Here is a 22,194-nt window from a genome sequence, read left to right as displayed (position 1 = left end):
TTTTAAGTAGTTATTCACAGGCATTTGTTAACTTGTAGTGAATAACGCGGGGGCTTTAAATTGACCTAAGCCTTAACATTTTTTTTACATTCGCCTTTATGGAAAAAGTTCAACCTCAAACCTCATACAATTATTCACAAGGCTCGGTAATACCGCTTGAGAAGGGTAAAATACCTCCGCAAGCTATTGATTTAGAGCAGGTTGTTATCGGGGCGATGATGATTGATAAGAAGGGGGTAGATGAGATTATAGATATCTTGAGCCCTGATGTTTTTTACAAAGATGCGCATAAACATATCTACGACGCGATACGCACCTTGTTTGAAAACGGTGAGCCCATTGACTTATTAACTGTTTCTGAGCAATTACGCCAAATGACGAAATTAGAGCAGGCTGGGGGCGATTATTACCTCATTCAGCTTACTCAAAAAGTATCTTCTTCTGCCCATATTGAGTATCATGCTCGTATTATTTTGCAGAAGTATATTCAGCGTAGTTTGATCAAGATTTCAAACGAGATCATAGAAGAGGCCTACGATGAAACAACAGATGTTTTTGATCTTCTTGATCATGCCGAAAGCAAGTTATACGAGGTAACTCAGGGCAATATAAAACGAAGCAGTGAGACTGCTCAAAGTCTGGTAATTCAGGCAAAGAAAAAGATTGAAGAAATTTCTAATAAAGAAGGTCTTTCTGGTATTCCTTCCGGTTTTGATCGTTTAGATAAACTTACCTCAGGTTGGCAGCCTAGTGATTTAATTATTGTGGCAGCTCGTCCCGGTATGGGTAAAACGGCTTTAACGCTGTCGATGGCTCGAAATATTGCCGTGACCCAAGGTATTCCTGTTGCTTTCTTCTCACTTGAGATGGCATCGGTACAGTTAATTACCCGTCTTATTTCATCAGAAACCGGACTTTCATCTGAAAAATTACGTACCGGTAAGCTTGAGAAGCACGAGTGGGAACAGTTGAATGTTAAAGTGAAAGGACTTGAGAAAGCTCCTCTTTTTATAGATGATACGCCGTCGCTTTCAATATTTGATCTTAGAGCAAAAGCACGCCGTCTGGCCTCGCAGCACGGTATTAGACTTATTGTGATAGATTATTTGCAGTTGATGACCGCTGGTGGAAGCCAGAAAAACGGAAACAGGGAACAAGAAATATCTATGATCTCGCGTAACTTAAAAGCTTTAGCGAAAGAACTGGATGTACCTGTAATTGCACTTTCACAGTTATCTCGAGCGGTAGAAACGCGTGGCGGAAGTAAAAGACCCTTACTTTCTGACCTTAGGGAATCTGGTGCTATTGAGCAGGATGCAGATATTGTATCATTTATCTACAGGCCAGAATATTACAAGATAGACGAGTGGGATGATGAGGAGCGCAGCCCAACTGAAGGGCAGGCAGAATTTATTGTTGCAAAACACCGTAACGGTGGTCTTGAGAATATTAGACTTAAGTTTATTGGTCATCTGGGTAAATTTGATAACCTGGATGATTTTAGCACACCTTACGAGTTTGAGTCTCGCATGAATGAAGCTGCAAATGATAATACATTTAAACCCGATCAATTCCCCAGTCCAGACCAGGCATTTGGAAGCTCAATGAACGATGGTGGTTTTAAAAGAGGTGATGACGATGAAGTTCCTTTTTAAAAATATATACTAGGCATAGTGTTTGTTTCGTTGTAAATTCACTTATGCTTATGACAATTTTTTCAATTTTTAACCGAAAAATGCCCCTTCCAGGCCGATTTTTATCTGGAAGATGGATGTGTTTTTTCGCACTTCTGTGCAGTCTGCAGTCTTTTGCTTCTTATGTGCTCATCCCAATGGATGCAGATGGGCAAAAGGAACACCTAAAAGCTTATGGTATTACATACTGGACGCTGGCTAATCAGCAGAAAGTAAAATGGCTACTCAATTATCGCGGTGGCTCTTTTTTATTGCCAGATACAGAAGCAATACGCCGGGAATGTACCATACGCGGAGTCTCATATGAAGTGCTAAGCGATGCAAAAACAGAAGCTATTCTTACGGAAATTAGTAGTCCGTCGCAAAACATGGATGCAGTAATTCTGGAAAAAGCTCCTAAAATCGCGGTCTACACTCCAGACAGTTCTGTACCCTGGGATGATGCTGTAACAATGGTATTAGAATATGCAGAGATTCCCTATACAACCATCTACGATAAAGAAGTACTTGAAGATCAATTGGTTTTATATGATTGGCTGCATTTGCATCATGAAGATTTTACAGGGCAATATGGCAAATTTTATGGTAGTTACAGAGCAACAGCCTGGTATATAGAAGAAAAGCAAGCAGCAGAAAAACTCGCACACGAGTTGGGTTATGATAAAGTATCGCAAGAAAAGCTTGCTGTCTCTTTAAAAATAAGAGATTACGTCATAGGCGGGGGTTTTATGTTTGCTATGTGTAGCGCGACAGATAGTTTTGATATTGCACTTGCGGCAGAGGGGGTAGATATTTGTGAAGCTATGTTTGATGGTGATGCTTCAGATCCTGATTATCAATCTAAGATAGATTATGATAAGACTTTTGCTTTTACAGATTTTCACCTTGAGCGCGATCCTAACCGCTATGAGTTCTCCAGTATAGATATGACCACAAAAAGGCGTATACCACCTACTACAGATTATTTTACATTAAAAGATTTTTCGGCAAAATGGGATCCTATTCCTACGATGTTATGTCAAAATCATACTGCGCTTGTAAAAGGTTTTATGGGGCAAACCACTTCTTATGATCCTGAAGAGATCAAAGCTACGGTTTTAGTGCTGGGAGAGAACAGGACCAATGGAGAGGCGAGATACATACACGGTATTAAAGGCAAAGGGTTCTTTACTTTTTATGGCGGTCACGATCCTGAAGATTACCAGCATCGTGTGGGCGATCCTAAAACTGAGCTCGCCTTGCACCCCACAAGTCCTGGTTACAGGCTTATCTTAAATAATGTATTGTTTCCTGCTGCGCGAAAGAAAAAACAGAAAACCTGATGTTCCGATTTTTGATTTTACTTTTAATTGTTTCAACTTTCGTGAAAAATGATGTTGAGCGGGTGAGCTGGAGCGATCACAAAAAGATTACCTGGGAAGATTTTAAAGGTACACCTGAGGCTAAAAGTGTGTTTGTGGCAAGCTTAAATTCTGGTATTAGCCATAGTTATTCTTTAGATAAAAACGGTTATCTGATAAAAGAAGAATCTGAGGTTAAGGCCTATTTCTATCCCACGCTGTCTTGGTATAAGCCAGAACTTGCAACGCCCAGCGTTCTAAGGCATGAGCAGGTACACTTTGATATTTCAGAACTGTATGCGCGCAAACTTAGAATGCGCGTGGCAAATTTTGAGTTTACATCTAATTCTCAAAAAGAGATCAAAGATATTTACAGGGAAATTGAGAAAGGCCGGCAAGAGATGCAACAGGCATTTGATAAAGAAACAATTCATTCTGTTTACGGCGCTGCAGAAGATTTCTGGGAAAAGAAAATTGCCGAGTTATTAAAAGAATATGATAACTGGAAGTAAATCGCAAATAACGAAGAGGACACTTGTACGATAAAGAGAAATTAATAGAACTGGCTCATTATAAAATGCCTTTTGGTAAGTACAAAGATTCTTATCTGGTCGAGATTCCTGAGTATTATTATACCTGGTTTAAACAAAAGGGATTTCCGCCCGGTAAGCTGGGCCTACTCATGCAGGAGATGTATGAAATAAAAATCAACGGTTTAGAAGGATTGATTTATAAGATTAAAAATGAGTTTAAAGCACCGGCTCCTAAACGCAGATTAGGGAAATAAACCTTTGATAGACTAAAAAGGTTCGCTAATTAATCCCTAACTTTGCCTCCCGTAAACTTGCTCTAGTAAATCACAGGGCACAATCTATTCTACAGTCAGATGGCAGACACAAAGTACATCTTCGTTACGGGAGGAGTTTCATCATCATTAGGAAAAGGTATCATTGCCGCTTCACTTGCAAAGCTTTTGCAGGCAAGAGGTTACAGGGTTACTATTCAAAAGCTTGATCCTTATATTAATGTTGATCCGGGTACACTTAACCCATACGAGCATGGCGAATGTTATGTTACAGATGATGGCGCAGAAACAGATCTAGACCTTGGTCATTATGAGCGTTTCTTAAATGTTTCTACCTCACAGGCAAACAATGTGACCACAGGGAGAATATACCAAAGCGTAATAGAAAAAGAACGTCGCGGCGAATTTTTAGGAAAGACGGTACAGGTCGTTCCGCATATTACAAACGAGATCAAAGAGCGTATACAGATCTTAGGAAAAAGCGGCGATTATGATATTATAATTACCGAAATAGGAGGTACTGTGGGCGATATTGAGTCTTTACCTTATATTGAGGCAGTGCGACAGTTGAAGTGGGAATTAGGTGATGATAATGCATTAGTAATTCACTTAACATTAATTCCTTACCTGTCTGCAGCCGGCGAATTAAAAACAAAACCTACTCAACATAGTGTAAAAACACTTATGGAAAGCGGTATAAAAGCAGATATCCTTGTGTGTCGTACAGAGCACGAGATCACAGATGATATTCGTGAGAAACTAGCGCTTTTTTGCAATGTGAAAAAAGAAGCCGTGATACAATCTATAGATGCATCTACTATATATGATGTGCCTAATTTGATGCTTGAAGAAGGGCTTGATACCATTACACTTCAGAAATTAAATTTATCTGAAGATGGCGAGCCAGAATTAACCCGATGGAATGAGTTTTTGCAAAAACATAAAAACCCAAAGGCTGAGGTAAGTATAGGTCTAATAGGTAAATATGTAGAACTTCAGGATTCTTATAAGTCAATCTTAGAGGCTTTTATTCATGCCGGTGCAGATAATGAGGTTAGAGTACGAGTAGAACCTATACATAGTGAATTTATTACGCAAAAGGTGATAGATGAGAAAATCTCTAAAATGGATGGGCTTTTAGTAGCTCCTGGTTTTGGAGAGCGCGGTATAGAAGGTAAAATAAAAGCAGTGCGTTATGCACGCGAAAATAATATTCCATTTCTGGGAATTTGCCTGGGTATGCAAATGGCTGTAATAGAATTTGCGCGTAATGTGATCAATCTCGATAAGGCGAACTCTACAGAGATGCATGCAGAAACTCCGCATCCGGTTATCAGCCTGATGGAAGAGCAAAAATCTATCACACATATGGGCGGGACCATGCGTTTAGGCTCATGGGATTGTGACCTGGTTGAAGGTAGTATTGTAAACGAAGTTTATGAGAAATCTACTATAAGTGAAAGACACAGACACAGATATGAGTTTAACGATGACTATCGTGCACAACTGGAAAATGCGGGAATGAGAGTTACCGGTACAAACCCTAAAACTGGTCTTGTAGAAATTATTGAAATTCCAGATCATACTTGGTTTGTGGGAGTGCAATATCACCCTGAATATAAGAGTACAGTAGCAAACCCACATCCATTATTTGTGGCGTTTGTACAGGCAGCTGTAAATTACAGTCAGGCAAAAAGTACCGCCAATGTGGCACAAAATTAAAAGTGGGATTGTTATTGTTAATGGTATCCCAAAGTTTTTTTGATTTCTTCATATAAAAGCAATGACCTTGGCACAAGCACACGAGGTATGAATCAGAAAATATTTTAAGAAATTCGAGGCAAGCCTCAATAAGAGTTAAATCCTTAAGGGATTATACAAGCTAAGAAACAGTAAATTTTAAATCAGCTAAAAAGCTGTAAGTTATTATGGAAGAAAAGAAGTTTGACGTTCAATCAATTATTGGTTTCCTTTTAATAGGTGCAATATTGATTTTTATGCTTTATACAAATCAACCTACCCAGGAAGAGTTAGATGCCGAAAAGGCAAAGCAGGAGCAGGTAGATGCCGAAGAATCAACACCCACAAAAACTACAAACACTGCTATTGCAGAAGCGCAACCTGTACAGGATTCTGTAGCGCAATCAAGATTACGTGAGAGTTTAGGCCAGTTTGCATATTCTGCTACTTTACCATCTGCTACAGATGAAACTACGACGATAAGCAATGAAGTTTTAGAAATCACGGTTAGCAATAAGGGTGGTTATATTACCAAGGCTCACCTTAAGAATTTTAAGACATACGATTCTGTACCTGTAAACCTGATCAAGAACGGGAATAACAAATTTAATCTCACTTTTAGTACAGCAGATAATCGCAACATAAACACAGCAGATCTTTATTTTGAGCCATCGATATCAAAAAATGGAGATAACGAAGTGCTTTCTATGAAGTTGAAGATCTCTGCAGATAAATATCTAGAATATAGATATGAATTGAAGCCCGATGATTACATGATGGATTTTGGTATAAAAACCGTCGGACTTCAAAATGTTGTAAATACTTCTCAGCCTATTCATTTAGACTGGCAATTAAAAGGGTATCGCAATGCAAAAAGTATTATGTATGAAAATCGCTATTCAAGACTTACTTATGAGTATGGCGATGATAAACATTCTAAATTAGGTCAAACGGGTGATGATACTGAGGTAGAAGAACATGTAGATTGGTTAAACTTTAGACAACATTTCTTTAGTTCAATTTTATTGACAGATACTCCTTTTGAAGAAGTAAAATTCTCGTCTACAAATCTTGTTGAAGACGAAGAGATCGACACCGTTTTCACTAAACAATATGGTGCAAATATTTTGCTTAAACCGGCAAACGGTGAGCTTAATTATGCCATGAATATGTACTATGGTCCTTCAGATTATCAAATTTTAAATAATTATGAAGGTCGTGGTCTTGATGAAGCAATGCCTTTGGGTTGGGGAATATTTGGTGTGATCAACAAATACTTGATTATACCTTTCTTTAATTTATTGATAGGCTTCCTGCCTGCCGGTCTTGCTATTATTTTATTGACAGTTTGTATCAAACTTTTACTATCTCCTGTACAGTACAAGCAATATCTTTCTCAGGCAAAAATGAAAGTTTTAAAGCCTGAGATCAATGAGATCAATGAGAAGTACAAAGACAATGCAATGAAAAAACAACAGGAGACTATGAAGGTCTACAGCAAGGCAGGCGCAAGCCCGTTGAGCGGTTGTATACCATCATTGTTACAAATACCTGTTTTCTATGCCTTGTTCACGTTCTTCCCATCAGCTTTCGCCCTAAGGCAGAAAAGCTTTTTATGGGCAGATGACCTTTCAAGTTATGATACTATTGCACAATTACCATTTAAAATTCCATTTTATGGAGATCACGTGAGTCTTTTCCCAATATTGGCGTCTATTGCTATATTCATTTACATGACGATGACCACAGGTCAATCTATGGCGCAGACACAACAACCGGGAATGCCTAATATGAAATTCCTTATGTACTTGTCGCCACTTATGATGTTGATTTTCTTCAACAATTATGCGAGTGGTTTGAGTTTGTATTACTTTATATCTAACCTGATTACCATAGGTATCATGCTCGTTATTAAGAATTACATTATAGACGATGCTAAGATTCATGCTAAAATTCAGAAGAACAAAGAGAAGCCTAAAAAACAGAACCGTTTTCAGCGTAAGATGGCTGAAATGATGGAGCAGGCTGAAAAACAATCAGGCAAACGCTAGATTTAGATCATAGATTTTTGAAAAGCTCTGACCTAATTAGTCAGAGCTTTTTTATTTATTAGAGCTTTGCAAATAAGCATTTTACAGGTAGGTTTATAATTTTCGTAATTTTACGTTCTAATTATCGACCTAAAAGATCAAAAAACGGGTAAAAAGATATGAAAACCGTAGTTGTAGGACTTAGTGGTGGTGTAGATAGCAGTGTTTCTGCGTATTTGCTCAAAGAAGCGGGATACAATGTGATAGGCCTTTTTATGAAGAATTGGCACGATGATTCTGTGACGATCTCAGATGAATGTCCCTGGCTTGATGACAGCAATGATGCTATGCTTGTAGCAGAAAAGCTGAATATTCCTTTTCAAACCATAGATTTAAGCGAGCAATACAAAGAGCGCATTGTAGATTATATGTTTCGTGAATACGAAATGGGGCGTACTCCTAATCCTGATGTTCTTTGTAACCGCGAGATAAAATTTGATGTTTTTATGAAAATAGCCCTGAGTCTGGGAGCAGATTATGTGGCCACAGGTCACTATTGCCAGAAGGGTGAAACTACCAGCGACGGGAAATCTGTTTACCAACTGCTTGCCGGTGCAGATGGAAACAAAGATCAGTCTTATTTTTTATGTCAATTATCGCAGGAACAATTGGCAAAAACCTTATTTCCTATTGGCAACCTGCAAAAGAGCGAAGTGCGTAAAATAGCTAAAGAGCAGGATCTAATTACAGCAGATAAAAAAGATTCACAAGGCTTGTGCTTTATAGGCAAAGTAAGATTGCCCGAGTTTCTACAACAAAAATTAATGCCCAAAGAAGGCGCCATTGTCGAGATATCTGCAGAAAGATCTAATGCGATTATTGAGTCTCTGCATGAAAATGATGCAGATGCAGATGTTATGACAGATGCCGCTGTATTAGCAAGAAAACCGAAGTACAGCATTGCAGACGGAAAAATCGTAGGTAAGCATCAGGGCGCTCATTATTTTACAAAAGGCCAGCGCAAGGGTCTGGCGGTAGGAGGTACAGCAGAGCCACTTTTTGTAATTGATACAGATGTTGAAGAAAATGTGATTTACACGGGGCAGGGTAAATCTCATCCCGGTCTTTATAGAAGTGCTTTGTTTGTCAACGAAAATGAAATTCACTGGATTAGAGAAGATCTCGAAATACAAATTGGTGAAACCCTTGATGTTTCGGCCAGGATACGGTACAGACAACCTCTGGAGAATGCTACTTTGCACAGAACAGAATCTGGTATGTACGTAATGTTTGAAAATGCGCAATCTGCAATTTCTGAAGGTCAATTTGTAGCCTGGTATAACGGTGATGAGTGTTTAGGTTCTGGGGTTATCTCATAATTACTTAGAAAGGTAACTGCGATTTCTTTGATAATTTAGCCGATTTTCATCCTTTTTTACCGATTTTTAGAGCCACAAAATCACTTTTCAGTTGTTTGCAAATAATAAGATCACCAATCTTTTTGGAATAAAATATCCACTTATCCAGGCAGGAATGGTGTGGACTAGTGGCTGGCGCCTTACCAGTGCAGTTTCTAATGCCGGTGGTTTGGGTTTAATAGGCGCGGGTTCTATGTATCCTGAAATACTGCGTGAGCATATCAATAAATGCAAGGCTGCTACAGATAAACCTTTTGGTGTAAACGTACCGCTACTTTATCCTGATATTGACAAATTGATGGATGTGATCGTGGCTGAAGATGTAAAAATTGTTTTTACTAGCGCTGGTAATCCTAAAATCTGGACCAGTTTATTGCAGGAAAAAGGGATAAAAGTTGTTCATGTAGTGAGCAGTTCAAAATTTGCCCTTAAATCTCAGGAAGCCGGTGTAGACGCTATAGTAGCTGAAGGCTTTGAAGCCGGCGGTCACAACGGGAGGGAAGAAACTACGACTTTCACCCTAATACCTATGGTGAAAGAAAAGATCACCATTCCCCTTATAGCTGCCGGTGGTATTGCTAATGGTCGCGGGATGCTTGCAGCCATGATTCTGGGTGCAGATGCTGTGCAAATAGGCAGTCGTTTTGTTGCAACACCAGAAGCCAGTAATCATACTCTTTTTAAACAAAAAGTGATTGAGGCGCAGGAGGGGGAGACCACGCTAACGCTTAAAGAACTTGCTCCCGTGCGATTACTTAAGAATAAGTTTTATGAGGATGTAGCGGCGCTTTACAAGACTAATCCTACTCCGCAGCAATTAAAAGATCTGTTGGGTCGTGCTCGTGCGAAAAAAGGCATGTTTGAAGGTGATCTTGATGAGGGTGAACTAGAAATAGGTCAAATATCTGGATTGATACATGAAATAAAACCTGCCGCAGAGATTGTGGACGAAATTATCTCAGATTTCGCTCTGGCGAAACATGAGATGCAAAATCTTTAATTACTTGGATTTTCTCCTGCTTTTGGTTATAAAATAAGCAAGCATTCCCGGTAATGGCAATAACGCGATTGCAACTGTCCATAACATTCGGGTTCCTTTATTATCAGTGTTTCGCCAGACTGAAATCAAGGTTAGAAAGCCTAAAATATAGGTCAATATGACCACAACGGGCATTACACCTATGTTCAAATTAAAGCTGATTACAGAAAATCTCACTAAGTTCTTGTCTTTCCTATTTTATTAGCTACTTGCTGAGCTTCTAATTTAAGTTGATCACTTTTTAAAGGGTCAGAATCTTTATACTTCTCTGCTTTTGCTTTAAGCTCTTCATACTTTTTAAGCAGTTTTTTAACGTCTGAATCTGGTGCAGAATTTTCCATCTTTTTATTTTAAAGGTAATATTCTAAAAACAATAGCAACAACTACTTAATATTTTTTTAGCATTACAAAGCTTCCAGCAGGACAATATTAAAATCTGTACTCAAAATTACTTTACCATCTTTTACTGTAACTGTTTTACCAGAGTAAGCATCTTTCAATTTTGTGCCATCGTCAAAAATTGAACTCACCTTGATAACTTTTTCGCCAAGAGGCAAATCTAGACCTACAACAACTTTATCATCAATAGTATCATCTGAATAAATTCGTGAAAAAGTATAAGGGTTTTTGCTAAGCATTCTATGTTTTCCTGCTCCCACAGCCGGATGATCATGCCTAAATTTTCCCAGCTTTTGCCAGTGTGTTAAAATTTTGCTTTTACTTTTATTGGTTATACTATCCCACTCCATAAATGAGCGTAAGGTAGCATCGCCCTGAGTATTTGCTATTGTAAGATTACGGGCTATTTCATCACCATAATAGATCTGGCTTAAACCCGGTGCGAGCAATAATTTAGTGCCGGTCTCAAATGGTTTTTGACGCTTTTTATCAAAAGGATCTCCATCGTCATGCGATGTTACATAATTAAGAACGCTTTTCCCTTTTAGTTGCTTGTGCAGAATAGAATCATACTGCTTAAACATAGCTTCATACGAGCCTTTTGCATCCTGCTTAAATTGAAAGTTGATCAAATTATCAAAACCATGTGCAAAATAATCTACCTTCTTATCGCCAAAGTTGAACGTGCGCCCAGAATTAATATAGTAATTGTAAACCTCGCCTAACATATAAAATGCATTGTCGTCTAATTTTTGATCAGGATTGGCAGTTTTCCAGTCATTAAAGGCGATATCTGCCTGTTCTCTTAAAGCCGTCCAGGCATCTTCATCAGCGTGTTTTACAGTGTCTACTCTAAAGGCATCAATGCCTAATTCACGTATATAGTCTGTAAGCCATTTTATAATGTAGTTTCTGGGCGTTTTAGCCATTTGGTTTTTAGAAAAGAAGTCATCAAGCTCGGCCATTTCCTGATCGTATCTTTTTTCGTTTTTCCACTTTTCAATTAAAAAAGCGGGAAGTTCAACCTCTTCCTCACTTGCAGTTTTAATATCTGGCAGGTTGTCTACGAGTGTGCAATTAACCGTAGAATCATAATCGGCAAAAGTGCATGTAGGTGATTGTATGGCCCAGTCATCACCCCAGAAAGGATCTTTAGGAGTAACAGGACCGGTGTGGTTCATAACCACATCCATCATGATGCGTATGCCGTGACTGTGCGCATTTTTTACTAAATTTTCCAGATCTGCCATTGTTCCAAAATTAGGATCAAGAGCCGTCCAGTCTTTTGCCCAGTAACCATGATAGCCATAAGTAGCGCCGGTACCTTCATCAACCGCGCCATGAATTTGCTCTACTACCGGTGTGAACCAGATTACATTTATACCCAGATCATCAAAATAACCTGCGTCAATTTTAGCATTTATTCCTTTTATATCTCCGCCTTCAAAACCTCTTAAAACTCCCGTTTCACGAGTGCGTTCAAAATTTACGTCATTGGCAGTATCGGCATTATAAAATCTGTCTGTCAATAAGAAATAAACATTTGCGCCTCCCCACACAAAAGCAGTTGGTTTTGAAGAAGTCTCTTCTTTAAGATCTGTCTGGGTTTGTTTACATGATGAAAAAAGAGTCATAACCAAAAGAGATAATAGTAAGTATTTATTCATTTCTTATTTTTTGAAAGGTAGAAAGTGTAATTGAAAAATATGTGTCAAAATAGGGATAAACTTTTAAATGGATGATTACGCATAACTCATTTTTGAATACAAGATGATAAACCTACTTTTGTCTCTTAATACAAATGTAACTGATGAAAATTAGAGCCTGGATTTCTGCCATGCGTTTGCGCACTTTGCCACTTTCTATTGCCGGTATTATAACCGGTACTGCAATGGCCTATAAAGTTGGTAATTTTGATATGAGCATATTTACCCTGGCTATCCTCACAACACTTGGTTTTCAGATACTTTCTAACTTTGCTAATGACTACGGCGATGGTGTAAAAGGCACAGATAATGAAGAGCGTATAGGACCAAAACGTGCTATGCAAAGCGGTATTTTGTCTGAAAAAGAATTAAAAAACGGAATAATCTTTACTGCTATTCTCACGATTTTAATCAGTCTGGCACTTATTTACAATGCCTTTGGCGCCGAGAATTTTGTGCTGTCTATTGTGTTTTTTCTTTTAGGTTGTAGTGCGATTCTCGCAGCTGTGCGTTATACAGTGGGAAAAAGTGCTTATGGTTACAAAGGCATGGGCGATATTTTTGTCTTTATCTTTTTTGGGCTGGTAGCGGTTGTAGGTTCTTATTTTCTATATAGTCATGAGCTTTCTTTCATTCATTTTTTACCCGCTACAGCTGTAGGTTTACTAAGTACAGCGGTTCTTAATCTCAATAATATGAGAGATCGCGTACCAGATAGTCGGGTAGGGAAAAATACACTTGCAGTTGTTTTAGGTGAGCGTGGGTCAAAAATGTATCATACTTTACTTATTCTTCTTCCTCTTCTTGCGACGCTAATTTATTTATATGTGACTAGTTTTTGGCAATGGGCTGCAATTGCGTGCATTATGTTTATTCCATTAATACTTCATTTAGTGCGAGTTTTAAAAAATGATTCACCTGCTTTGCTTGATCCCGAATTAAAAAAGGTAGCACTCTCTACATTTGCCTTTTCTATCTTATTTGCGCTAGGATTGAATTTTTAGTGTGTTTCAACCGATTTTTATATCATTTAATCTGATTTTTGCCATTTTTCGAAAATTTTTGATCGCCCTTTTTTAACCGTGGTATATTTACAGTGTAATCATTGATCATGATTGCTAATTTCATAAAGTTTATAGATTGGTTGGTTAAACCCGGGCTGGTTACCCGGGTTTTTTTTTAACGAAAGCTTAGTATCTTCAGATTTCTGCTAAAACCTGCTTTTCGTAATTTTCAAAGGAAAAATTGAAAATACCAACTATGAAAATTACCTACTACGGCCAAAACTGTTTTGGCATTGAAACCAGTAAAGCAAAAATTTTAACAGATCCTTTTATCACAGGCAACGATCTTGCAAAAGATAAGATCGATATCAATAAATTAGAAGCAGATTACATTTTTCTTACACACGCGCATCAGGACCATACGCTGGATGCTGAAGCAATCGCAAAAAATACAGGTGCAACAATCGTAAGTAACTTTGAGATCTCAAATTTTTATGGCGATAAGGGTTTTGATGTTCACCCGATGAATCATGGCGGTAGCTGGAATTTTGATTTTGGTAAGGTAAAATATGTAAATGCAATTCACACAAGTTCATTTCCTGATGGCAGTTACGGCGGGCAACCGGGCGGTTTTGTTTTTTCTGTAGACGATAAAGTAATTTATATGGCGGGAGACACAGCGCTCACTATGGATATGAAATTGATCCCAATGGAATTTGATGTAGATCTTTCAATTATGCCAATAGGCGACAATTTTACAATGGGCGTGAAAGATGCTATAAAAGCATGTGATTTTGTAGAATGCAACAAAGTTATTGGTTGTCACTACGATACTTTTGGTTACATAGAGATAGATCACGATAAAGCTGTAAAACAGTTTGAACTTGCAGGTAAAGAACTTACTTTGCTAGAAATAGGCGGCTCATTAAATTTTTAATTCTACCAGAGGGTTAAATTTATTGAGGTTGTTTTAAATAGAAATTTTCCAATTTTAGACTCGGGAAACATGCCGGGTTTAATTATACATTTTTAGGTTGACAGCATCATATAAAAAATACATTTTAGATTTTAAACGCCCCAGTGGAACTTCACGGGGCGTTCTTACTTCAAAAGAAACCTGGTTTATCAAAATTCAGGAATTAGGCAAAACCGGAATAGGAGAGTGCGGCATACTGCGCGGTTTAAGTTTTGATGATCGCCCGGATTATGAAGAGAATCTAAAATGGGCTTGTGATAATATCGCTCAGGGCGAAAGAAAACTGTATGACAAATTATACGATTTTCCCAGTATACAATTTGGTTTAGAAATGGCCTTCCGCTCTTTGCGAAGTGAGACACCGTTTGATTTATTTCCTTCAGAATTTACACGGGGAGAGACAGGAATTTCAATTAACGGGCTCATATGGATGGGTGATGCTTCTTACATGGAAGAGCAAATCGCAGAAAAACTGGAAGCAGGATACGATTGCATAAAACTTAAAATAGGAGCTATCGATTTTGAAAGTGAAATAGCACTTATTGAGAGTATACGTAAAAAATATTCTAAGGAGGAAATAACGTTGCGTGTTGATGCAAATGGTGCATTTACATCAGAAAATGCTCTAGACAAGTTAAAAGTTCTCGGGCAGTATGATTTACATTCTATAGAACAGCCCATAAAACAGGGCCAGCCAGAAGCTATGCGTTCTCTTTGTGAGAAGACACCTTTGCCCATAGCTCTAGATGAAGAATTAATAGGTGTAGATAGATTTAATGCTAAAAAAGACCTTCTTGATGCGATTAAACCGCAGTATATAATATTAAAACCAAGCTTGATAGGTGGTTTCCGCGGAAGCGATGCATGGATACAACTTGCAGAAGAAAAAGGTATAGGCTGGTGGCTCACCTCTGCATTAGAAAGCAATATAGGTCTCAACGCGATTGCACAGTATACTTTTACTAAAAATACCACTATACCGCAAGGCTTAGGGACTGGCGGCTTATATACAAATAATGTATATTCACCATTGCAAATAACACAAGGGCAACTTAAATATAATCCACAGGAGAAGTGGTCCTTTCAATTTTAAATTATGTTTATAGAGCAGGCTTATAAGGGTGACAATACCCCATGGAAGGTGTTGTTGACTTCTGGTATCACTATGGCTATTTTTATTGCAAATCTTATCATGTTTTTATTTTCGACTAAAGAAGATATGGATGCGGCATATGAGCTTATGAAGCAGATACCTACTCATCTTAGTTTTATAATTAACCTGGGAGTTTTTATACCCATACTTGTTTTACTCTTAGTTCTGGTAAAATTTATGCATGAGCGCAGTCTTTTATCACTTACAACATCGCGGAAAAAGGTCGATTTTAAGCGGATTTTATTCTCTTTTTCACTGATTTTTATTTTCACGATTTTCAGTTTTGCTTTAGGTTACTACTTAACTCCAGAGAATTATGTCTATCAACTTGATGTGCCTAATTTTATAATTCTTGTTGTATTGAGTTTGATATTATTCCCGTTTCAAATTGGGCTTGAAGAATATCTTTTTAGAGGATTTCTCATGCAACAAATAGGTGTAGCGGCTAAGAATAAATGGGTGCCGTTAATAGTTACCAGTGTTTTGTTTGGGATCTTTCATTCGGCAAATCCCGAAGTAGCAGCGATGGGAGCGATAACTATGGTATTCTACATTGGCACCGGTTTACTTCTGGGTATTATGACTTTGATGGATGAAGGGATGGAGCTGGCTTTAGGTTTTCATTTCGGAAATAATTTCCTCGCAGCGACCTTGGTAACTTCACAATATTCTGCGCTGCAAACAGATTCTCTGTTCATGTCTACCAGTGAAACAGCCACTTCTTCAGAAATCATTCTGCCTGTTCTCATTGTCTATCCCATCTTCTTAATTATATTAGCATATAAATATAAATGGACCGGCTGGCGGGAGAAATTATTTGGAAGAGTAGAACCTCCTCAGAAAATTATAGATGAGCATTTGGTAGCCGATTAAAAAAATCGCAAAATGTCAAAAAAATATGTACATCCCGAGTTTCAATTAAATGGCAGACAATTAAAACCTGCTGCGCTAATTGAGGCTGCAATTGTATATATAAAAGAAGGGGAACCTTATGAGGAAGAAGCCGCACAATTTATTTTAGAGTGGCTTAATGACAAAGATTATGTCATGGTCAATACCTCTGGTTCTACGGGAGAACCCAAGACCATTAAGCTTTATAAAAAACACATGATCAACAGTGCCCGGGCAACCGGAAAGCACTTTAACGTTGAGACTTTTTCTACAGCTTTACTTTGTTTGCCTACGCGTTATATCGCCGGTAAAATGATGCTTGTGCGTGCGATGGTGCTGGGCTGGCGTCTTGATATGGTTCCGCCTAAAGCAAACCCTTTAGATTCTGTATTTAAGCGCTATGACTTTTGTGCAATGACGCCTTTTCAGCTGGATAACTCCCTTGCCAGATTACATTTAATAAGTAAGTTAATTGTAGGTGGTGGCCCTTTTTCAGAATCTTTAAAAGCGATGGTAAAAGATTCTGAAACCAAAGTTTATGAGACTTATGGTATGACCGAAACCATCACGCATATCGCAGCCAGACGTGTAAATTCTAAAAAGAACAAAGAAATATCGCCGTTTAAGACCTTAAATAAAGTAACCGTAAGTCAGGATGAGCGAGGATGTTTAGTTATAAAAGCACCTAAAGTAAGTACAGATCCTGTGGTTACAAATGATGTGGTAGAGCTTATATCATACAAAAAGTTTATCTGGTTAGGCAGAGTAGATAATGTGATAAATAGCGGCGGAATTAAATTATTTCCCGAACAAATAGAAAATAAGCTGGCATCTGTAATTGAAGTGCCTTTTTTTATTGCTTCAGAAAAAGATGAAAAGCTGGGTGAGAAACTAATTCTGGTATTAGAAACCGAAGATACAGATGCTGCCCAGATTGATTTTTCAGCTCTTGATAAGTACGAAGTTCCTAAAGCAATCTACTGCACAGCTGCGTTTACGCGTACGCGAAATGGTAAACTACAGCGCTGGTCTACCGTAAAAGCGATAAAATCGGCAGAAAATGTATAAAAATCGCTGTTTTTTAAGAAAAATTAGATTGCCCGTAAGTATTTGAAAATGTATATTTAAAGCTCAAACCAACTTGAGCATGAAATCACTTTATCTTTTCATCTTTCTTACTATAACGTTACCGCTCTCTGCGCAGCAAAAAGTTGTTACCGGTCTGGTTACAGATAGTAACAATATGCCGCTAGAAGGAGTGAATGTTCTGGTTAAAGGTTCAACGCACGGTAACGCTACAGATAAGCAGGGAATATTCAGCTTTAAAGCGGAAACTGATGAAACGCTTTTGTTCTCAATGGTAGGCTATGAAACAGAAGAGGTAACAGTTTCAGATAAAAATATTTTCACTATAAAGCTAAAAACTGAAGAAGAGCCGTCTGGATCTGTTTTAATGATGGGTTGCGGTAGTTCTGCTTCTAAAGTTGTTTTGGGAGAACCTGAAGCAACCGATTTCACTCAAGAATTTGAAAATGTAAAAGATAATCCTATCGCTCATTTTTCAATCGATGTAGACGATACGGCTAATACGACTATAAGCAAGATTCTAAAAAAAGATAATTCTATTCCTGTAGATGCTGTAAAAATAGAGCAAATGCTCAATTCTTTCAGCTATGAATATGAAGAGCCTTCTGGTGATACTCCACTTTCAATAAACACAGAGGTTATAGAAACCCCCTGGAATACCGGTACAAAACTGGTAAAAATCGGTCTGCACGAGAAAAAATCGGCTCAACATCTTTTAAAAGATGCAAAAGTTGAATTGCTTTTTAATGCCAAAACGGTTAAAGCATACAGAAGAGTAGGATATGAGAATAAATCTGAAAAACAAGATGATGCAGTTGTAGTTGCAGATGATGCTGTAACTGTTCTTTATGAATTAATCCCTATCGATCAGGAAACAGATAATCTGACGTCTTTAAATAAAAGTAATGAATTGCTTACCCTAAGCGTTAGCTATATCAATAATACTAAAGAAAAGCCGGCAGTATTAAAAAGACAGGTGCTTAGCGCAAATGACGAGATCACAAAAGCCTCTGGAGATTTAAAGTTTATGTCTGCGATTGCTATGTTTGGTTTGCATTTGCAAAAATCACCTTTGGTTAAAACCACAACGCTGGCAGATGTTCTACAACTTGCAGCTACAGGTAAAAAGTATGATCCTAACGGGGACAGAGCAAAATTTATTATGCTGGTTAAAGCGAGCGAAGTTTATTAATTTTGTTTTTCTTTGCATAAAATTAGTACACAATGCGCATTCTTTTAATTGTATTTATTTGTCTTTTAGGTATTCAGGCTCAGGCTCAATATGGCGGTGGCCGTTATAACAGAGGTATGTCTTCACAACCTCGCACGCAAATGCCTGCACCAGAACCTAAGACACCATCAGAAATTGTAGAAGAACATATTAACGATTATCAGGAAGTTTTTGATCTTGATAATTTTGAAAAAGAAGTTTTAAAAAATGCGCTTATAGATCACATTACAAAATTACAGGATCTACAAGGCGACCGCACATTAAAAGCTGAGGACATAAGAGAAAAATACGACCGACTGCAAAATGAATTCAAACAAAGTTTGAGTTCGCTAATGACCCCAGATGAAATTAATAAACTGATTGCTATGGACTTCAGTAAGAAAGCAGAGCGCAAGCGGCGTAAATCAAAAGATAATTAGTAAAAAGGTGCCATGGGCGCCTTTTTTATTGGTTATTATTGGCTAATTTAACTTCAGCAAAAGCCAATAAATAATAGTATTTCATGCGACAGGTTATTACCCTTCTTTTCATTGTTTTCTTTTCAAATATAAATGCACAAATACTTCCAGAACGCGATCGCGCCCAGCTTGTAGATAAGATTCTTGCAGAACGATTTGACAAATTATTACCAGATCTTATGTATCGTAATGATATTGATATGTGGGTAATAATATCGCGAGAATATAATGAAGATCCTGTTTTGCGCACTATGTTACCGGCAACCTGGCTCAATGCGCGCAGACGTACCATGCTGGTTTTTTATTACGACCAAATTAAAAATAAGCTGGAAAAACTCGCCGTCGCACGTTACAATGTAGGTGATAATATTACATCAGCCTGGGATAAGGACAAAGAACCAGATCAATGGAAAGCCCTAACCGATATTATCACAAAACGCAATCCTAATAAAATAGCACTTAACTATTCAAATGATTTTGGTATTGCAGATGGCATAGTAAAAACAGATTATGACGCTTTTATGAAAGATCTGCCAGATGACTATAAAAATCGGGTAGTTTCGGCAGAAAACCTCGCTATAGGCTGGATAGAAACCAGAACACCTATGGAGATGCAATTATTTCAGGAACTGGTTAACATCACCCATAATATCGTAAAAGAGGCATTTAGCGCACAGGTTATAAACCCGGGAGTAACAACGACAGATGATGTGGTGTGGTTTTTTAGACAAAAAGTTACAGAAATGGGGCTCGACACCTGGTTTCATCCTACGGTTGATATTCAGCGAGCAGACGAGCAATTAGACAGTCATATCACTTCATTTACGGCTGGCGATAAGCAAAAGATAATAATGCCGGGAGATTTGCTGCATTGTGATTTTGGGATAACTTATTTGCGTCTCAACACAGATTGCCAGGAGCATGCTTATGTTTTAAGAGATGGCGAGACTCAGGCACCACAATTTTTAAAAGATGCTTTCGCGAAAGGAAATAAAGTTCAGGATATTTTTACGGCAAATTTTGAGACCGGAAAAACAGGAAACGACATACTCTTAAAATCGCTTGACCAGGCTAAATCTGAAGGATTACAACCAGCTATTTATACGCATCCGCTAGGCTTATATGGGCATTCTGCAGGTGCCACTTTTGGTATGTGGGACAGTCAGGAAGGTGTGCCGGGATCAGGAGATTATCCTTTACATGAGAATACAGCTTACGCGATAGAACTTAATGCTACTGTGAACATACCAGAGTGGAATAAAGATATACGTATTATGCTTGAAGAAGATGGTTTCTGGGGACCCAAAGGCTTTAAATATATAAACGGCCGTCAGGAAGATCTTATTTTGATAGGAAATTAAAACCCACTGAGCGGAGTTAATCTAGCCGTTGATCTTGCTCACGTTTTTCTTTAATAGCATCAACATAATACTGTGAGGTAATATCAATTTGGGCAATGCCAATTTGGTTTAAAAATTCATGCAAAATCTTAAATCTAGATTTTATGTCTTTCTCAGTCTCTGTTTGAGTTTCTACTTCAATAAAAGTGTTTTCTAGTTCTGGTAATTTCACAATTGAAACTTCAAGTTTTATGTCTTGATAGGTAAGGTTATAAATGAGACATTCTTTAGTATAGCGCATCGATATTGAATATCCCAGCTTTTGAAAAATGGCTATTCCGGTATTAAAATCGGCAATTTCTGTCTCAAATTCGGGTTTTGATTTACTTTTTTCGTCAAATGGAGAATCTTTGAATGTGAGAAAAAAGCGGCTTTCACCAGAATCCCTGTTTGTTTTATTTCGCAAACGCAGCTCTTTGTCTACAGTTGTAAGTGTATTCTCTTTGTCAAGATAAACATCATCATAAACCAAATTTAAAGCTGTTTCATTACATAGATTTTCTATCTGCGTTATGGTTGCAGATCTATTCCTGACGATGGCTTTAAGTTCAACTTCAAACATGATTTTACTCGAAATTTAGTTGCCATGAAACACCAAATTTGTCCTGAACCCAACAAAACTTTTGGCTAAAGCCATAATTATCTAAGGGCATCAAAAATTTACCTTCTAAATTAAAAGCTTCAGATAGGCGCTCTATTTCTTCTTGAGAATCACAGTTAACAAAAAGCGAGATGGCAGGCGTGAAAGTAAAATCATGTTTTATAGGGCTGTCTATGCACATGTATTCTTGCCCTTTAATGTGAAAAACTGCCTTTATTACAGAGCCTTCTTTCCCGGCTTCACCGGCTTTGTACCTTTCGATACTTAAAATAGCCGCATCGTCAAAAAGTGAAATATAGAAGTTCATCGCAGTTTCGGCTTGTTCAAAAAATGTAAAAAATGTGCGGATTTTTTGCTTCATAACGCGATAATTGATGGTTTATGACCGATTTTAAAGTTACATGAATTTGCAATAAAACACATTTTGTGAGCTTCTTCATGCAATTTAAGAGCTTGCTCAGTCATTGTTTCATTTTGTACCGTAACCTGAGGATATAAAATGACTTCTTTAAATTTACCACTTCCGTTATCAAGTTCTTCCATAATCCCTTCAGCATGGTCAAAATATGCTGTTACAACTACGTGATGTGAGGCACATAAGTGTAAATACCAAAGCATGTGGCAGGATGAAATGGAAGAAAGCAAAAGTTCTTCCGGATTATATTTTTCAGGGTCTCCTAAAAAAGCAGGATCAGATGAACCCGAAATAGTATGCGATTTGTTTTTGCACGAAATAATGTGATTTCTGCTATATTGATTATATTTTGAAGTACCGTTACCAGTATTTCCAGTCCATTGTGTAGTGATATTATAATGATGGGTTTTCAATTACACGACAGGTATAGTACTCAATTGTTCGTCTAGATCACGTTTTGATTCTGTAGATAATATGAGCGTGTCTATTTTTAGTTTTTTGTCTTCTGAAATCAAAGTGACATCACCGGCAAACTTTTTTATTTGAGTAACTTTAGCAAGTTCAAGCTTTTTAGAGTAAGGCCAGTTCTTATATATAAAACCATTTTCAATAGTGATATATTGATAGTTTATTTCATAAAAATAGAGGCCAAAGTAGAGAAGACCAAGTACAAATAAAGCGTAATCTGACCATTTGAGTTCTTCATTAAAAAACAGCTTTGCGATGCTCAAAATCGTCCAGGCACAGCCTAAAATCAGATTAGTTCTCAGTCTTTTTTTAGAATATTTTATTTTCATAAAAAACAGGA

Annotated in this window: 23 protein-coding genes; 16 read left to right on the top strand and 7 right to left on the bottom strand. The window is 37.7% G+C overall.

Features of this window, described 5'->3' with window-relative positions:
• The first annotated feature begins 98 nt into the window (after positions 1-98).
• The 8 genes from dnaB to ACH3PA_RS02785 all read left to right on the top strand — a co-directional run bounded on the left by dnaB (position 99) and on the right by ACH3PA_RS02785 (position 10,027).
• A complete protein-coding gene (gene dnaB / locus ACH3PA_RS02820) occupies positions 99-1,655 on the top strand; it encodes a replicative DNA helicase (RefSeq protein WP_416440682.1) in 1,557 nt (518 codons plus the stop codon).
• Between the two features lie 176 nt (positions 1,656-1,831).
• On the top strand, positions 1,832-3,016 hold the full coding sequence (locus ACH3PA_RS02815) for an asparagine synthetase B (protein ID WP_416446680.1): 1,185 nt from the start codon (positions 1,832-1,834) through the stop codon (positions 3,014-3,016).
• Between the two features lie 41 nt (positions 3,017-3,057).
• Positions 3,058-3,546: a DUF922 domain-containing protein gene (locus ACH3PA_RS02810; protein WP_416448413.1), complete on the top strand. Its 489-nt coding sequence runs from the start codon at positions 3,058-3,060 to the stop codon at positions 3,544-3,546.
• Between the two features lie 23 nt (positions 3,547-3,569).
• Positions 3,570-3,821 (top strand): DUF3820 family protein, encoded by a 252-nt coding sequence (locus tag ACH3PA_RS02805; protein WP_416440686.1) that lies wholly within the window; start codon positions 3,570-3,572, stop codon positions 3,819-3,821.
• A 99-nt stretch (positions 3,822-3,920) separates the two neighbouring features.
• On the top strand, positions 3,921-5,561 hold the full coding sequence (locus tag ACH3PA_RS02800; protein ID WP_416440688.1) for a CTP synthase: 1,641 nt from the start codon (positions 3,921-3,923) through the stop codon (positions 5,559-5,561).
• Positions 5,562-5,767: 206 nt separating this feature from the next.
• On the top strand, positions 5,768-7,630 hold the full coding sequence (gene yidC / locus ACH3PA_RS02795; RefSeq protein ID WP_416440690.1) for a membrane protein insertase YidC: 1,863 nt from the start codon (positions 5,768-5,770) through the stop codon (positions 7,628-7,630).
• Between the two features lie 158 nt (positions 7,631-7,788).
• On the top strand, positions 7,789-8,988 hold the full coding sequence (gene mnmA, locus ACH3PA_RS02790) for a tRNA 2-thiouridine(34) synthase MnmA (RefSeq protein ID WP_416440692.1): 1,200 nt from the start codon (positions 7,789-7,791) through the stop codon (positions 8,986-8,988).
• Between the two features lie 91 nt (positions 8,989-9,079).
• A complete protein-coding gene (locus ACH3PA_RS02785) occupies positions 9,080-10,027 on the top strand; it encodes an NAD(P)H-dependent flavin oxidoreductase (protein WP_416440694.1) in 948 nt (315 codons plus the stop codon).
• Here the strand turns inward: ACH3PA_RS02785 and ACH3PA_RS02780 are convergent, their stop codons facing one another.
• The 3 genes from ACH3PA_RS02780 to ACH3PA_RS02770 form a co-directional block, all read right to left on the bottom strand.
• A complete protein-coding gene (locus tag ACH3PA_RS02780; protein ID WP_416446682.1) occupies positions 10,028-10,201 on the bottom strand; it encodes a PLD nuclease N-terminal domain-containing protein in 174 nt (57 codons plus the stop codon).
• Between the two features lie 41 nt (positions 10,202-10,242).
• The gene (locus tag ACH3PA_RS02775; RefSeq protein WP_416440696.1) at positions 10,243-10,407 is read right to left on the bottom strand and encodes a hypothetical protein; all 165 of its coding nucleotides are present in this window, start codon (positions 10,405-10,407) and stop codon (positions 10,243-10,245) included.
• 63 nt (positions 10,408-10,470) lie between these two features.
• Positions 10,471-12,132 (bottom strand): alpha-amylase family glycosyl hydrolase, encoded by a 1,662-nt coding sequence (locus ACH3PA_RS02770; RefSeq protein ID WP_416440698.1) that lies wholly within the window; start codon positions 12,130-12,132, stop codon positions 10,471-10,473.
• A gap of 143 nt (positions 12,133-12,275) precedes the next feature.
• On the opposite strand from ACH3PA_RS02770, the gene menA reads away from it, so the two are divergent.
• The 8 genes from menA (at position 12,276) to ACH3PA_RS02730 (ending at position 20,331) form a co-directional block, all read left to right on the top strand.
• A complete protein-coding gene (menA, locus tag ACH3PA_RS02765) occupies positions 12,276-13,175 on the top strand; it encodes a 1,4-dihydroxy-2-naphthoate octaprenyltransferase (protein ID WP_416440700.1) in 900 nt (299 codons plus the stop codon).
• A 256-nt stretch (positions 13,176-13,431) separates the two neighbouring features.
• The gene (locus tag ACH3PA_RS02760) at positions 13,432-14,112 is read left to right on the top strand and encodes a metal-dependent hydrolase (RefSeq protein WP_416440702.1); all 681 of its coding nucleotides are present in this window, start codon (positions 13,432-13,434) and stop codon (positions 14,110-14,112) included.
• 97 nt (positions 14,113-14,209) lie between these two features.
• Positions 14,210-15,244, top strand: a complete 1,035-nt coding sequence (locus ACH3PA_RS02755; RefSeq protein WP_416440704.1) for an o-succinylbenzoate synthase — start codon at positions 14,210-14,212, stop codon at positions 15,242-15,244.
• Between the two features lie 3 nt (positions 15,245-15,247).
• Positions 15,248-16,177, top strand: coding sequence for a CPBP family intramembrane glutamic endopeptidase (locus ACH3PA_RS02750; RefSeq protein ID WP_416440706.1), 930 nt, complete (start codon positions 15,248-15,250; stop codon positions 16,175-16,177).
• A 12-nt stretch (positions 16,178-16,189) separates the two neighbouring features.
• Complete coding sequence (locus tag ACH3PA_RS02745; RefSeq protein WP_416440708.1) at positions 16,190-17,263, top strand: AMP-binding protein; 1,074 nt, start codon at positions 16,190-16,192, stop codon at positions 17,261-17,263.
• A gap of 79 nt (positions 17,264-17,342) precedes the next feature.
• Positions 17,343-18,473, top strand: a complete 1,131-nt coding sequence (locus tag ACH3PA_RS02740; protein ID WP_416440710.1) for a YfbK domain-containing protein — start codon at positions 17,343-17,345, stop codon at positions 18,471-18,473.
• 32 nt (positions 18,474-18,505) lie between these two features.
• Positions 18,506-18,931, top strand: a complete 426-nt coding sequence (locus ACH3PA_RS02735) for a hypothetical protein (protein WP_416440712.1) — start codon at positions 18,506-18,508, stop codon at positions 18,929-18,931.
• A gap of 83 nt (positions 18,932-19,014) precedes the next feature.
• Positions 19,015-20,331: a M24 family metallopeptidase gene (locus tag ACH3PA_RS02730; protein WP_416440714.1), complete on the top strand. Its 1,317-nt coding sequence runs from the start codon at positions 19,015-19,017 to the stop codon at positions 20,329-20,331.
• A 16-nt stretch (positions 20,332-20,347) separates the two neighbouring features.
• Here ACH3PA_RS02730 and cyaB read toward each other — a convergent pair whose 3' ends face one another.
• From cyaB to ACH3PA_RS02710, 4 genes are read right to left on the bottom strand one after another with little or no spacing between them, the layout of a single operon-like run.
• On the bottom strand, positions 20,348-20,932 hold the full coding sequence (gene cyaB, locus ACH3PA_RS02725; RefSeq protein ID WP_416440716.1) for a class IV adenylate cyclase: 585 nt from the start codon (positions 20,930-20,932) through the stop codon (positions 20,348-20,350).
• Positions 20,933-20,936: 4 nt separating this feature from the next.
• Positions 20,937-21,332 (bottom strand): VOC family protein, encoded by a 396-nt coding sequence (locus ACH3PA_RS02720; protein WP_416440718.1) that lies wholly within the window; start codon positions 21,330-21,332, stop codon positions 20,937-20,939.
• Entirely contained in the window at positions 21,329-21,799 is a 471-nt protein-coding gene (locus ACH3PA_RS02715) for an OsmC family protein (protein ID WP_416440720.1), read from the bottom strand. The genes ACH3PA_RS02720 and ACH3PA_RS02715 overlap by 4 nt, the downstream gene beginning before the upstream one ends.
• Positions 21,800-22,183 (bottom strand): hypothetical protein, encoded by a 384-nt coding sequence (locus tag ACH3PA_RS02710; protein ID WP_416440722.1) that lies wholly within the window; start codon positions 22,181-22,183, stop codon positions 21,800-21,802.
• Positions 22,184-22,194: the final 11 nt, after the last annotated feature.

This window comes from Leeuwenhoekiella sp. A2, assembly GCF_047946655.1.
Lineage (GTDB): Bacteria > Bacteroidota > Bacteroidia > Flavobacteriales > Flavobacteriaceae > Leeuwenhoekiella.
Note: the sequence above shows the minus strand (reverse complement) of the source record. Positions and strands in the feature narration are given on the sequence as shown.